11 protein-coding genes are annotated in these 13,717 nt (G+C 60.7%); 8 read left to right on the top strand and 3 right to left on the bottom strand.

Annotation, left to right across the window (positions count from 1 at the left end):
• Positions 1-316: 316 nt before the first annotated feature.
• Positions 317-2,455 carry a threonine/serine exporter family protein gene (locus tag HMPREF2971_RS02975; protein ID WP_070691223.1) on the top strand — a complete coding sequence of 713 codons (2,139 nt, stop codon included), beginning with the start codon at positions 317-319 and terminating at the stop codon, positions 2,453-2,455.
• 139 nt (positions 2,456-2,594) lie between these two features.
• Here HMPREF2971_RS02975 and HMPREF2971_RS02970 read toward each other — a convergent pair whose 3' ends face one another.
• Positions 2,595-3,266 carry a uracil-DNA glycosylase gene (locus tag HMPREF2971_RS02970; protein ID WP_070507220.1) on the bottom strand — a complete coding sequence of 224 codons (672 nt, stop codon included), beginning with the start codon at positions 3,264-3,266 and terminating at the stop codon, positions 2,595-2,597.
• A 211-nt stretch (positions 3,267-3,477) separates the two neighbouring features.
• On the opposite strand from HMPREF2971_RS02970, the gene HMPREF2971_RS02965 reads away from it, so the two are divergent.
• From HMPREF2971_RS02965 to rlmC, 4 genes are all read left to right on the top strand, one after another.
• Positions 3,478-3,801, top strand: a complete 324-nt coding sequence (locus HMPREF2971_RS02965; RefSeq protein ID WP_012902847.1) for a DUF3263 domain-containing protein — start codon at positions 3,478-3,480, stop codon at positions 3,799-3,801.
• Positions 3,802-4,062: 261 nt separating this feature from the next.
• Complete coding sequence (locus HMPREF2971_RS02960) at positions 4,063-4,653, top strand: LytR C-terminal domain-containing protein (protein WP_070691221.1); 591 nt, start codon at positions 4,063-4,065, stop codon at positions 4,651-4,653.
• 411 nt (positions 4,654-5,064) lie between these two features.
• Positions 5,065-6,687, top strand: a complete 1,623-nt coding sequence (groL, locus tag HMPREF2971_RS02955) for a chaperonin GroEL (protein WP_070691218.1) — start codon at positions 5,065-5,067, stop codon at positions 6,685-6,687.
• 207 nt (positions 6,688-6,894) lie between these two features.
• Positions 6,895-8,028: a 23S rRNA (uracil(747)-C(5))-methyltransferase RlmC gene (rlmC, locus tag HMPREF2971_RS02950; protein WP_070691216.1), complete on the top strand. Its 1,134-nt coding sequence runs from the start codon at positions 6,895-6,897 to the stop codon at positions 8,026-8,028.
• Between the two features lie 204 nt (positions 8,029-8,232).
• Here the strand turns inward: rlmC and HMPREF2971_RS02945 are convergent, their stop codons facing one another.
• The gene (locus tag HMPREF2971_RS02945) at positions 8,233-9,594 is read right to left on the bottom strand and encodes an MFS transporter (protein WP_246824527.1); all 1,362 of its coding nucleotides are present in this window, start codon (positions 9,592-9,594) and stop codon (positions 8,233-8,235) included.
• Positions 9,595-9,765: 171 nt separating this feature from the next.
• Positions 9,766-10,293 carry a mycothiol transferase gene (locus HMPREF2971_RS02940; RefSeq protein WP_012902854.1) on the bottom strand — a complete coding sequence of 176 codons (528 nt, stop codon included), beginning with the start codon at positions 10,291-10,293 and terminating at the stop codon, positions 9,766-9,768.
• 190 nt (positions 10,294-10,483) lie between these two features.
• On the opposite strand from HMPREF2971_RS02940, the gene HMPREF2971_RS02935 reads away from it, so the two are divergent.
• The 3 genes from HMPREF2971_RS02935 (at position 10,484) to HMPREF2971_RS02925 (ending at position 13,665) form a co-directional block, all read left to right on the top strand.
• Positions 10,484-11,893: an FAD-dependent oxidoreductase gene (locus tag HMPREF2971_RS02935; RefSeq protein WP_070691214.1), complete on the top strand. Its 1,410-nt coding sequence runs from the start codon at positions 10,484-10,486 to the stop codon at positions 11,891-11,893.
• 306 nt (positions 11,894-12,199) lie between these two features.
• Positions 12,200-12,901 (top strand): isochorismatase family protein, encoded by a 702-nt coding sequence (locus tag HMPREF2971_RS02930; RefSeq protein WP_070691212.1) that lies wholly within the window; start codon positions 12,200-12,202, stop codon positions 12,899-12,901.
• Positions 12,898-13,665, top strand: coding sequence for an SDR family oxidoreductase (locus tag HMPREF2971_RS02925; RefSeq protein WP_070691209.1), 768 nt, complete (start codon positions 12,898-12,900; stop codon positions 13,663-13,665). Before HMPREF2971_RS02930 ends, HMPREF2971_RS02925 begins: the two co-directional genes overlap by 4 nt.
• Positions 13,666-13,717: the final 52 nt, after the last annotated feature.

The raw sequence follows: 13,717 nt of genomic DNA, 5'->3' as shown, positions 1-13,717 counted from the left end.
TTTTTTGTTATGAATAATTCATTTTTTATTGAGGCGTGAGTGGGGGGAGATAGGGGATATTTCTCTGCAAATCTTAATGTATATATAACCTTTATTTTTCCTCGAAAATAGCTCTAGAAATATCTCCCAAAATATCTTCTGTGCAGTAATGACCTGGATTTCTCTTCATATCAATGAAGCCTTCTGCCGTAAGTGCCGCAGAGCGCTTTTTGCTCACAAAATCACCGGGCAGAAAAGTGATATTTCTGCTCTCCAGTGCTACCGCAGAATCGTGCCCTTGTTAGACTAAATAGGCACTGTCTATCTGGGAGGGACATTGGCAGAATCGAGGAACACCCCCGCGACCCCCACATCGCGGGAAGCTTCGCATGCAGACGAAGCGAACACTGCCGCAATGGAAGGAAGCGAGCAGAACACCACCGCGGGCTACATCGCCGGTAAACGCGGTTTTCCCCTGGTTTCACTAGACCAGGTCACCGACGAGAAATTGCGCCGCGTGCTGGCTCAGCATGCTACCTCCGCGACAAGCCAGGAGAGCACCGTCGCTGCAGAAGCTGTCAGCGATGTACTGCAGGAGGCCGCAGCGGATATGGGCATCACCGCGCAGGAGCCGGTTGAGCCCACATGCGACCCCGAACTGACCCCTAACGGCCACGGCGCGCGTACCGTCATTGACCCCTCCCTCGTGCCTGATTATGAGCTGGACGCGTACCGTGAGGACCCGAACCCCGTCACCTCCAGCAATATGGTGACCGAGGAGGCGCTGACCCGACCCTCCCAGCCGGTGCCCATGACCGGTATGATTCCGCAGGTGCCGAACTCTCACGCAGCCCGACGCTTCGGTGCGGATCCTGCCGCAATGCCGAAGACCGGGCCCGTCTCGATGCCCACCACCTCCGTACCGCTGGTCGATAGGGGGTCTCACAGCCTCCTTGGGCGCGGTAGTGGCGGCCGTTGGGGGTCGCGTCGCCTCCGCTCCTTCGTGCGCACTGAGGAGGCGGCACCCGCCGCTCCGCGCGGCGCCCAGCGTATTGCTCAGCGTCAGTTTGTGCCGACTATCCGCTCTGACGAGCATGAGCGTCGTGAGGCATTCCGCCGTGAGAAGGAGTACGCCCGCGATACCCTGAACTTCACCCTGCGCCTGGCTGAGGCGATGTTCCACTACGGCGCGGACGCCATGGACGTGGACTCTGCGATTATTGCGGTGTCTTCGGCGTACGGGCTGGACTCGGTGGAAGTCGATATTACGAACCAGTCGGTGACCATCAACTACACGTCGGACCCCGATATTTACATGGAGTCCCGCATCGCCAAGCGCAATGCGAACGCTGAGGAGCGCTTCACCCACACCCTGGTGCGTGTGGTGCGTTCCTCCACTGAGAACTACGAGGCACTCTCCGAGGTGTACGGCCTGATCTACAAGATCACTCGCGGCGGTATGACCCTGGAAATGGCTGATTTGAAGCTGAACCAGATTACGCACCGACCCAAGCCGTTCCCGCCTCTGGTGGTGTGGCTGGCGAATCTGGCGTGCGCTGGAACCCTGACAGCGGCGCTGGGGGCGAGTTTTGCGACGGCGTTGAGCGCGGCGATTATCTTTATTCCCGTGTACCTGCTGATTCAGTGGTTGAGTTCGATTGGTATTCCGGCGTTCTTCCGCATGGCTGCTAGTGCAGGTCTGATGACTTTCTTGGCGATTTGGCTGGGCGGTGAAGGGTCCATTCTTTCGGTGCTTCAGCGTCAAGGAGAGGCGATTTCGGCGCCTCTCGTGGTTGCTGCGGGTATGATTATGTTCTTGCCGACTCCGCGTCTGGTGGGTGCTGTGCAGGATGCGATTAACGGCTTCCCTGTGACGGCTGCTGGTCGTTTCGTGTCTACGGGCATGAGCTTCTTGGGCCTGGTGGTCGGTATTGCTACCGCGGTGAGTGCGATTAATATTTTCAACGGACCGACCCTGGATATTGAGCAGCTGCGTTTTGAGCCGACGACCCCGCTGGCGGCGTCTTTCTTCTTCCTGGTGGCGATTGCAACTTTTGCAATTACCTTGCAGACGAAGCTGGTGAAGGTCGGTTGGCTGATGCTCATTACGGGTTGCGGTTTGGCGGCGTATTACGGCTACGAGATGCTTGCCGGTCCGAGTACTGGTCGTGGTCCGACGGCGTGTGCGGCGGTTGTGATTGGTGCGTTGAGCACGTATTTTGCGTACCGTCTGCATGTGCCTCAGGCGATTTTCTCAATTCCTGCGATTACGTTCTTGCTGCCGGGTCTGTCGTTCTTCCGCGGCATGTATTTGTTGACGGTTGAGACGGATGTGATTCTGGGTATGCAGAATATGATTACGGCGGTTTCGATTGTGGTGGCGATGGCTTCGGGTGTTGCGTTGGGTAATTACACGATGCAGTACGCGCTACAGCATTTTACGACTCCGCGGAATGTGGAACCGGCAGATTCCTAACCCTATTTTCAAGGGTATATAGCCAATATTGCATATATTGGATGCGGGAAGGGGCGGCAGCTTGCGAGTTCAACTCACAAGCTACCGCCCCTTCGCTACACCCATTGCGCCAGCTTTTACACCGGTTCTTACGCTGCGCCTAGCGGACCGTCCAATCCACCGGCTCCGCACCCTGCTGCACCAGCAAAGAATTCACGGTCGAAAACGGGCGCGAACCAAAGAAACCACGACGAGCAGACAGCGGCGAAGGATGCGCCGACTCCACGCTCGGGTACGGCTGCAACATGGGTGCGCACTTGCGCGCATCCGCACCCCACAGCAGGCCAACCAGCGGCTGGTTACGCGCCACCAGTGCACGGATAGCGCACTCGGTAATCTCCTCCCAGCCCTTGCCGCGGTGCGAACCCGCATCAGACTCGCGCACCGTCAAAACCCTGTTGAGCAGCATGACACCCTCATCAGCCCAACAGGACAGGTCGCCGTGATCAGCCGGGGCAATACCCAGGTCGTCCTCAAGTTCCTTGTAAATATTGTTCAGCGAACGAGGCAACGGCATACCGCGGTGCACCGAGAACGACAAACCCATCGCATTGCCCGGAGTAGGGTAGGGGTCCTGGCCAATAATGAGGACCTTCACCTGGCTCATCGGGCGGCGGAACGCATTGAAAATATCAGCGGCAGGCGGGAAAGTACGATACCCCGCCGCGTGCTCCTCACGCAGGAAAGCGCCCATGGCGTGAATCTGCTCTTCGACCGGGGCGAGTGCTGCCGCCCAATCCTCGCTCATAATGTTGCTGAGGGGCTGGTTCATGAATCTCCTGGGGCTGATGCGACCCGGACGGTGACGGGGCCGGGTGCGGGATGAATACTTCTCCTCTAGACTGAGGTTCTCTTCTAGACTGAGGCTCTCCTCTAGGCTAGGGTTCTCTTCTAGGCTGGGTTTCTCTTCTAGACTAGGGGATGACGAATACACACGCTAGGAGACGCCAGCCGCAGCGGGCGAGCTACAGACAGGAGGGAACGTGTCAGAACAGGAACGCGCTGAAACCGCACAGAGCCAGCCAGAAGCACAGAGCCAATTAGAAGCGCAGAGCCAGGCGGAAATAGAAAACCAGCCGGAAGCCCAGAGCCAACCCGGCGGGCTGACCCCGGTGGAGCGCCGCATCCTTGAGGTGGAGCGCCGCCGCTTCAAGCACCAGGGTTCCAAGGAGAAGGCGATTATCGCCGCCGGTTTCACCCCGATTGCCTACTATCAGCGCCTGAATGTGATGCTCGATGATGAGCGGGTACGCGCCGCAGCGCCGCAGATGATCGACGTTCTGCGCGCCCGCCGAGACGCTGACTAGGGGCTCGAATTGCGGGAGCCGTGCGAGCCTTCCAACTCCTGCATCCAACCCCGCACACCTTAGGTTCAACCAGAGATTGAACACTGTGCGGTGTCCGTCTCTTTCACAGCCGGTTGCGGGGCGTTCACATTGGTTCTCGCTAATTGAGCCGGTACTCTAGGTACTAGAACACCAAGACCGCACCTTCTGCAGCCGCGCCCGCGTGCCAGGCAGGGAGGCACGGTACCAGCCGGTAAACAGAGACCCGTGAAATGAGGATAAATGAGCTACCCCCGCGACGAATTTGATGAGGTAGACGAAAATACCGCCCGCCGCGGAACCTACCGCGCGGTCAATGCTGACCCGGCAAAGAGCCCCAAGGGCGCTATCCCCCTGGTAGCTGCAGGCGTAGTTGGTCTGCTCATCGGCGGCGCAATGTACGTGTACGCGCCGCGCACCGCCTCCCCGCAGTACTCGGCGTCCACCGCGAAGAGCAGCTCCGCCCCCGCAAGTGCGTCGGCGTCCTCTGCGCCGGCTAAGGCTTCTGCGTCGGCAAGCGCCACGAAGACCGGTCTGGCTGAGTCCATCTCTGTGGCGGTCTACAATGCGGCGGCTCCGGCGGGTAGCGCCTCCGGTGCGGCGGCTCTGCTGACCGGTTACACCATCAGCGAGACGGCAAACTACACGGGTGTGGCACCGGCAACCAGCGTGGTCTACTACGCTGAGGGCTACCAGTCGCAGGCACAGAGTATCGCCTCGAAACTGGGCATTACTCAGGTGCGTCAGGCAACCTCCGATGTGCAGATGGGCAACCACGAGGTCATCGTGATTCTGTCCTCGGATTACACCGCCTCCGCTACTGCGGCGGAATAGGTTCGGGCGGTTGCCCCAGTGAATCTAAGTCCGCGAATCTAAGCCCGTGCCCACTGTTTCTGCCATAACGACTTCTGCTCAACCCCATCCGCGCAATTCCACTGATGCGCCGGGTGGGGTTGATGCTTTTAACACCCCTCACGCACTCCCGGCGGGCACACCATTAACGCCCCTGTAGGCAGGCTTAATGAGCGCAGATTAAGCACTGGGCGATTAACCCTTCAACCTTGGGCTTAAACGTTTGCTCCATGCCGGTGCGGGTGCCACAATTGATGTAGCATTCGGGTACTTTATGCCCTACTCTGCCCGCGCCTCCGTAACCGGGGCGTTGTGGAGGGGCAACCACCCGATTTTAGATGTACCGCACCCGCAAGGGTGAAGGAAAAAATCCGATCGTCCAGGAGGACACTTATGGCAAAGCTCATTGCTTTTGACGAAGAGGCACGCCGCGGCCTTGAGCGCGGTTTGAACACCCTCGCCGATGCAGTGAAGGTGACCCTCGGCCCCCGCGGCCGCAACGTTGTGCTGGAGAAGGCGTGGGGCGCCCCCACCATCACCAACGACGGTGTCTCGATCGCGAAGGAAATCGAGCTGGAGGATCCGTACGAGAAGATTGGTGCGGAGCTCGTCAAGGAAGTTGCTAAGAAGACTGACGACATCGCAGGTGACGGTACCACCACCGCTACCGTTCTGGCTCAGGCACTGGTTCGCGAGGGCCTGCGCAACGTGGCTGCTGGCGCTGACCCGCTGAGCCTCAAGCGCGGCATCGAGAAGGCTGTTGAGGCTGTGACCGAGGCTCTGCTCTCCTCCGCGAAGGAAGTTGAGACCGAGGAAGAGATCGCTGCAACCGCATCTATTTCCGCTGGCGACGCTGAGATCGGCAAGCTCATTGCTGAGGCAATGGAGAAGGTCGGCAAGGAAGGCGTCATCACCGTTGAGGACTCCAACACTTTCGGCCTGCACCTGGAGCTGACCGAGGGTATGCGCTTCGACAAGGGATTCCTGTCCGGTTACTTTGTGACCGACCCGGAGCGTCAGGAAGCAGTCCTGGAGGACCCCTACATCCTGGTTGTGAACCAGAAGATTTCGAACGTGAAGGACCTCGTCCCCGTCCTGGAGAAGGTCATGCAGTCCGGCAAGCCGCTGCTGATCGTTGCTGAGGACGTTGAGGGTGAGGCTCTGGCTCTGCTGGTGCTGAACAAGATGCGCGGCTCCATCAAGTCTGTTGCTGTGAAGGCTCCGGGCTTCGGTGACCGCCGTAAGGCTCAGATGGCTGATATCGCTATCCTGACCGGCGGCCAGGTCATTACCGAAGAGGTTGGCCTGTCCCTGGACGCAGCAACCCTGGACATGCTCGGTTCCGCTCGCAAGGTCGTTGTGACCAAGGACGAGACCACCATCATTGAGGGTGCAGGCGACGCAGCGGCTATTGAGGGTCGCGTTGCTCAGATCCGCGCAGAGATCGCTAACTCTGACTCCGATTACGACCGTGAGAAGCTGCAGGAGCGCCTGGCTAAGCTCGCCGGTGGTGTTGCTGTGCTGAAGGCTGGTGCCGCAACTGAGGTTGAGCTGAAGGAACGCAAGCACCGCATTGAGGATGCTGTGCGTAACGCTAAGGCTGCTGTTGAGGAGGGTATCGTCCCCGGTGGTGGCGTTGCTCTGATTCAGGCTGGCGTGAAGGTCTTCGACGAGCTGGAGCTGACCGGCGATGAGGCGACCGGCGCGAACATTGTGCGCGTGGCTATTGACGCACCGCTGAAGCAGATTGCTGCTAACGCTGGCCTGGAGCCGGGCGTTGTGGTTGACCGCGTTCGTTCCCTGCCTGCTGGTACCGGTCTGAACGCTGCGACCGGCGAGTACGAGGACCTGATGGCTGCTGGTATTGCTGACCCGGTGAAGGTGACCCGTTCGGCTCTGCAGAACGCTGCGTCTATTGCTGGTCTGTTCCTGACCACTGAGGCTGTTGTTGCGAACAAGCCGGAGCCCGCTGGTGCGGTTGCTCCCGGTGCGGACGCAATGGGCGGAATGATGTAATAACTTTTTGTCCCTGATGGGGCAAAAAGTTATGGAATCCGAAGGGCACGAAGTGGCCTTCGGCGATGACCCGGCGCTGGTACCCAAACCGGCGCAGGTCCACGCATCCGTATGAGGCGGGGGCGGCTACCCATGAAGGGTGGCCGCCCCCGCTTTTGTGTGCCCGTGCGTCCTGTCCCGGCGGTGGAGGCGGTAGAATGGCTCCTTATGGAATGCGCCTATTTTCGTGATGACCTCTGCTCCTCCTGCCCCAGCATTGAGACCGCCTACACCGCGCAGGTGCAGGCGAAGCAGGAGCATGCCCGCGCCCTGCTCGCTAACTACCCGCAGCTACAGTGGCTGGACCCGGTGACCAGTGCGGAGGCGGGCTTCCGCAACAAGGCGAAGCTCGTGGTGGGCGGTTCGGCGAAGAACCCGACCCTCGGCATCGTGGATTACCGCACGGGTGCCTCCACTGATCTTGGCGAATGCCCGCTCTATATGGAGCCGATTCAGGCGGCTATACCGGTGCTGCGTGAGCTGATTCAGCGTGCAGACCTGACCCCTTATGACATTCCGAACCGTCGCGGTGAGCTGAAGAATATTCTGGTGACTGCTTCGGCGGCGGGTGAGCTGATGGTGCGTTTCGTGCTGCGTTCGAAGAAGCTTCTGGTGCCGATTCGCCGCCAGATGGGCTGGCTACAGGAGCGGCTGCCGAACCTGGCAGTGCTGTCGGTGAACCTGCTGCGTGAGCCGGTGGCGCGCGTTGAGGGTGATGAGGAGATTATTCTCTCGGAGCGTCAGACCCTGCCGATGCAGGTGAATGACCTGACCCTGCATTTGCGTCCGCAGAGCTTCTTCCAGACGAACACGAAGGTCGCTGAGGCGATGTACGCGCAGGGTCGTGAGTGGGTGCGTGAGGTGGCTCCGCGCTCACTGTGGGACTTGTACTGCGGCGTGGGCGGTTTTGCCCTGCATGCCGCTTCGGTGATGGACGGCGGTTCGGTGACGGGTATTGAGATTAGTGCGGAGGCGGTCGCTTCGGCGCAGCGCACGGTGGCTGAGTATGGGCTGGAGGGCGTGAACTTTTCGGCGCAGGACGCGCCGGAGTTCGCGGTGTCTTCGGGCGCGGTGCCGCAGATGCTGGTGGTGAATCCGCCGCGCCGCGGTATTGGTGAGAGCTTGTGTGCGTGGATTGAGGGTTCGGGTATTGACCGTGTGGTGTATTCGAGCTGTAACGCGGTGACTTTGGCGAAGGATCTGGAGCGTATGCCCTCGTATGCGCCGGTGCAGGGCCGTGTGCTGGACATGTTCCCGCATACGGACCACTATGAGGTTATGACGTTGCTGAAGCGCGGGTAGGTTTCTCGGGTCAAGCGCTCATTCCTATCCCAAGTCCGCGAGCAGATACATAACACTAGGGCGCGAGCAGGTGATTTTTGGCCGAGCAGGTAGTATTTTTCCTGCATGCTCGGCCAAAAATCACCTGCTCGCGGTGTTATCAGGGTTGCCCGCAACGTGGCGGAGGTGAGGCGATGATGCCCCGAGGCGATATACAGAGCACAGTCATGCACCCGCACGGCTCTTTGCCTCATTCCGCGATTCCTGCGCCCGTATCGCTCGCGCAGTCGGGCCGAGAATGAACGTGAATACGGTGGCGATGATGAAGAGTGCCCCTCCGGTAACAATGGTGTTGATCGCGCCGAACGCTGGTACCGCCCATCCGGTGATGAGGTACCCGACCATACCCGCTAGGGAGAAAACCACACCCATGAAGCTGTAGACGCGCCCGCGCATGTGTTCGTCGATAGCGTCTGCGAAGAGGACTTGCCCGAGCACTTCTTCGGGTCCGTAGAACATGCCCCAGATGAACCAGAGCACGAGTACCGCCCACAGCGCCGGGTGTAGTCCCATACTCAGACAAACGGCGCCGTAGCCGAGTCCGGAGATGCACATCCACCCGCGTTTGGTCATACGCACCCGCCCGGCGCCTGTACCGACGCCGAGTTTGGCTGAAAGCCAGGAGCTGATCACGCATCCGGCGGCGTAGACGGAAGTTGCGATTCCGAAGGCGGTGTAGTCGTGCCCGAGGCCGCGGGTGAGGTATTCGAGCATGGGCAGGGTGGTGATGGGTACGGCGGCGATGGAGAGGAACCAGAAGGTGAGCATACCGCGCACGATGGGGTTGTGTGCGGTGTAGGCGGCGCCTTCGCGCAGGAGTCTGCCGGTGTGGTGTTCCTGCACGGTGGCGGTGCGTTCGGCGTGGGTGAGGTCGTAGTTGCGTATGGTGGCGACGGTGAGGGCAGCGAGCAGGTTGAGGGTGCCTGCGAATCCGACGGCGAGGGCTGGGGTGGTGAAGGATGCGACGGCGGCTGCGATGGTGGGGCCGAGGGTTTGGGCGAGGAAGATGAGGCTGCCGCGGCGTGCCATGTATTTTTGGTAGTCGTCGCCGAGCAGGGAGGGCATGGCGGCGGAGGCTGCGGGGGATGAGAAGGTGCCGAAGGTTGAGACGAGGAATGCGATGGTGAGGAAGGCGGGTAGTCCTGCGGCGGCGTAGAGGGCTGGGGATGCGATGAGTAGGGCGGCGCTGGCGAGCCTGAAGCTGACGGTGAGGGTTTTGCGGTTGAATTTGTCGGCGATAGCGCCTGCGAATGGTGCGAAGAGGATGACGGGGACTGCCTCGACGACCATGACGATAGCGGAGTGGGCGAGGTCGCCGGTGGCGCCGTAGGTCAGCAGGGGCATGGCGATAGCTTGGATACTGGACGCAAGAGCATCAGAAACCTGCGCGGTCAGGAGCGTGAGCTGCCCGCGTGCGTTCAGCGGCGTTGCTGATGTGGGTTTTGCGGTCGCGTCTGGTGTGTTTGTTGGAATGCGCGACGCAGGTGATTCAGGGTGCTCAGGCGAAGGGTCTGTGGTGCGTCTCATAATACTGTGGATTCTATCACGGGTAAGAACGCTGTAACCGAGGCGAAACAAGACACAAGATGCGCGAGCAGATAACAGTCCGTTATCTTCTCGCCGAAATATTATCTGCTCGCGGTGTTATCGGGGTTGCCCGCCACCGCTTTTTCGTTCCCCTCTAGCGGGCGTGAAATTCTATCCCTGCGCCGCGAAATCCTGTGCCGCGAGAATACCCGCCGCGTACGCCGCCTGGCCTACGTGCTGGGCTGCGTCGTCAATCAGGCTGACCAGGCGCACACCGCGAGTCACCGCCGGAGTCCACGAACGGTCAATAACCTCGCTCAAATCAGCCTCGCTCAGCGTCTGCGCGTAGGCCGCGAGCGCCTCGCCGGTTGCCACAAGGTACTCCACCAGCAGGGCAGAATCTGCAACCACGATGGAACGTGCCTGCTCGGGGGTGTGGCCGTAACCTATGGTGTCGCCAAGCTCGCCCAGGTTGAAACGTTCCCTGAAGCCCTGAGCCTCCCAGACCTGCGGCTGACCGTTCAGAGCAGAAAGCTGCATGTCCATCTGTCGTCCGGCGTGCCAGAGCAGCCAGGCGATAGAGTTCGGGTGCCCGCACGGGTGGGCGTTGAGCGCCTCCGCTGATAGCCCTTTGACGGCTACGGCGGCCTCGATGCCGGGGCGGCTGGCGGCGTCACGCAGAATATCGTGGGTTTTCATAAAGTCCTCCTGAAAATGTTGGCTGCTCGTAGGCTGGCTTCTCGTAGGGAGCCGGGTAGTTTCAGTCTACGCCCGCACGGGCTGAGGGGCGGCTGGGGCCAAGAAAAAATGTGGCGCACGGGAATAATACTCATTTCTTCCCGTTGAATTCTGCGAACACATCATCATCTAAATTTCACAGGAGAATAGTATGACCACCCCCGCTCACCTGCACTTTGACATGGTCGTCATCGGCTTCGGCAAGGGCGGCAAGACCCTCGCCGGCGCCTACGCCAAGACCGGCAAGAACGTTGCTCTCATCGAACAATCCACCGGCATGTATGGCGGCACCTGCATCAACATCGGTTGTGTACCCACCAAGGCGCTCGTGCACCGTGCCGACGAGTTCCGTGCCAGCGGCGAGCGCACCCTTGAAGAGGCAAACGCCGCCTACGAATCCGCCGTGGTTTTCCGTGACAAGCTGACCGGCATGATGCGCGCCAAGAACCGCGAAATCCTGCTGTCCAACGAGACTGCCAAGCTCATTGACGGTCACGCACGCTTCATCTCCGACACCGAGGTTGAGGTTACCGCGGGCGAGGACACCCTGCGCGTTACCGCCGACTACTTCATCGTCAACACCGGCGCCGTGTCGGTCATCCCGCCGATTGAGGGCGTCCGCGAATCTGAGCGTGTGCTCACCTCCACCGAGCTGCAGAAGCTCACCCCGCGCCCCAAGCGCCTGGGCATCATCGGTGGCGGCCCCATCGGTGTTGAGTTTGCCGGTATTTTCTCCTCCTACGGCACTGAGGTAACCATTCTGGACGGTGCCCCCGCCCTCTTCGGACGCTACGATGAGGACGTTGCCCAGGTTGCCCGCGAGATTATCGCAGATCAGGACATTACCGCTCACACCGGCGTGCGTGTGCAGTCCTTCAAGGACGGCGCTGACTCGGTGACCGTGACCTACCTCGACTCCGAGGGCGCTACCCGGGAGCTGGAGGTGGACTACGTGATGGTTGCGACCGGCCGCAAGCCCGCAACCGAGGGTCTGGGTCTGGAGAACACCAGCATCGAAACCAACGACCGCGGCGCAATTGTCGTGGATGAGCACCTGCGCAGCACCGTGCCGAACATTTTCGCGCTCGGTGACGTGAACGGCGGCCCGCAGTTCACCTACATTTCCATGGATGACTACCGTGTGGTGCTCTCTCAGCTGGTCGGTGACGGTTCCCGCTCCACCAAGGACCGCAAGGCAGTGGCTTCGACCATCTACATGAACCCGCCGCTGTCTTCCGTGGGCCTGACCGAGCGTGAGGCGATTGAGGCTGGCCACAAGGTGAAGGTCGCTTCGAAGCCTGTTGCCGCGGTTGCCGCGATGCCGCGTGCGAAGACCCAGGAGAACCCGCGCGGTATCATGAAGTTCGTGATTGACGCGCAGAGCGACCAGATTCTGGGTGCCCAGCTGCTGGTAATCGAGTCCATGGAGGTTATTAACCTGGTGGCTCTGGCGATGCGCCACGGCATTACTGCTTCGCAGCTGCGCGATGAGATTTACACTCACCCCTCGATCACTGAGGGTCTGAATGAGGTTCTTGCCGTCGCGGCGCCCGTAAATTAGTTGAACTAGAATCGCGGCTGAATTCGCGGTTCGTATAGCGTTTCTGCTTGTCTGAGTGCTTCCCTGCCCGTCCCACCCGTTGTGCTGTCAACGGAGGTGCGGGTGGGGAAGCATTTTTGTTAAGGCTCATATATACCTAGTAGCTAAGCATGCCCTAAGATGGTTATGAGATAAGCGCAAGCTCACCGATTGGGTGGTCAGCGCGAGAGGGCTCGGAGGAGACACCCACTCGCTGCTACACCCACCACAGCGCACCGCCTGCGCCGCGCATACAACCGAAAACCAAAGGCACGAACCGGGAGAATCATGGCACTGCCCAAAATTAAGCCCTACACCTACGTCGACCGTGAACACAGCAACCGAGTGAGCTGGCCCGTGGACCCCTCCCGCGCTGTACTGCTCGTGCACGACATGCAGGTGCACTTCGTCCAAGCTTTCGAAGGCGCCAATCTGGGTGAGGGCAACGCCAACCCGGACGCCCAGATTAACGTCGCCATCAAGAACCTGCGCCGCCTCATTGACGCCGCCCACGCAGCAGGAATCCCCGTCTACTACACCGCGCAGCCGCCGCGCCAGAACCCCGAAGACCGCCGCCTGCTCATCGACTTCTGGGGCGATGGCCTGCAGAATGACGAATCCGCCCGCGTGCTTGACGCACTTGCACCCACCGACCGCGACACCGTGCTGACCAAGTGGCGCTACTCCGCGTTCGTGCGCAGCCCCTTCGAAGATCTGCTCAAGGAATCCGGCCGCGACCAGCTCATTATCGGCGGCGTGTACGCGCACATTGGCTGCCTAACCACCGCCCTGGAGGCGTTCATGCGCGACATTCAGCCGTTCATGGTTGCCGATGCGCTCGCCGACTTTTCGGAGGAGGAGCACCGCATAGCGTGCGAGTACGCTTCGGGTCGTTGCGCCCGCGTGCTGAACACCGCCGATGTACTCGCCGACCTGCATGCTGCAGAAGGTGCTGAGAAGGCTGAGACTGCTGAGGAGGCGCGCGCATGAGCTGGGTCATTGTGACCGGCGCGAACGGCGGTATTGGTGAGGCAACCGTCCACCAGCTCATCAAGAACGGTTATTCGGTGTTTGCGGCTGACCTTGCGGAGCAGCCCATTGCCTCCTTCGGTACCTACGGGGACGCGATCTTCCGCTACCGCGCCGTAGACGTTACGAGCGAAGAGTCCGTCACCGCCCTCGCCAACGCTGTAGCGGCACTCGACGAACCCATCACCGGTGCGGTGCTCGCCGCGGGCATCGCCCACAGCCAGCCGTTGCTGGAAACCAGCTTCGCCACCTGGAAGCGCCTGCACGCGGTCAACTCCGACGGCGTGTTCCTGTGCCTGCGCGAATTCGCGCGCATCATGATTGACCAGCAGGAAACCGACCCGACCAACAGCCGCTCCCTGGTGACGGTCGCCTCCAACGCGGCACGTGTGCCCCGCGCGGAGTTTGGTGCCTACGGTGCGTCCAAGGCCTCGGCAGCACGCGTGAGTTCCAGCTTCGGTCTGCAGCTTGCCGCGCACGGTATTCGCGTGAACTCGGTCTGCCCCGGCACCACCCGAACCCCCATGGTGACTGACGCCTGGGAGGGTGAGGACCGCTCCGCCCTGCCGATTGCCGGTAACCCGGAAACCTTCCGCCTGGGCATTCCGCTGCGCCGTATTGCCGACCCGGCGGATATTGCCTCGGTGAATGCTTTCCTCATTTCTGAAGCGGCACGCCACATCACCATGCAGGAGATTGTCGCCGACGGCGGCGCGACCCTCTAACGGTACTCCGAGCCCGGACTGTACCCGCGCCCGCATATATCCTAAATGCTTC

This window comes from Rothia sp. HMSC066G07, assembly GCF_001814485.1.
Lineage (GTDB): Bacteria > Actinomycetota > Actinomycetes > Actinomycetales > Micrococcaceae > Rothia.
This window is presented reverse-complemented; position numbering and strand designations above follow the sequence as displayed.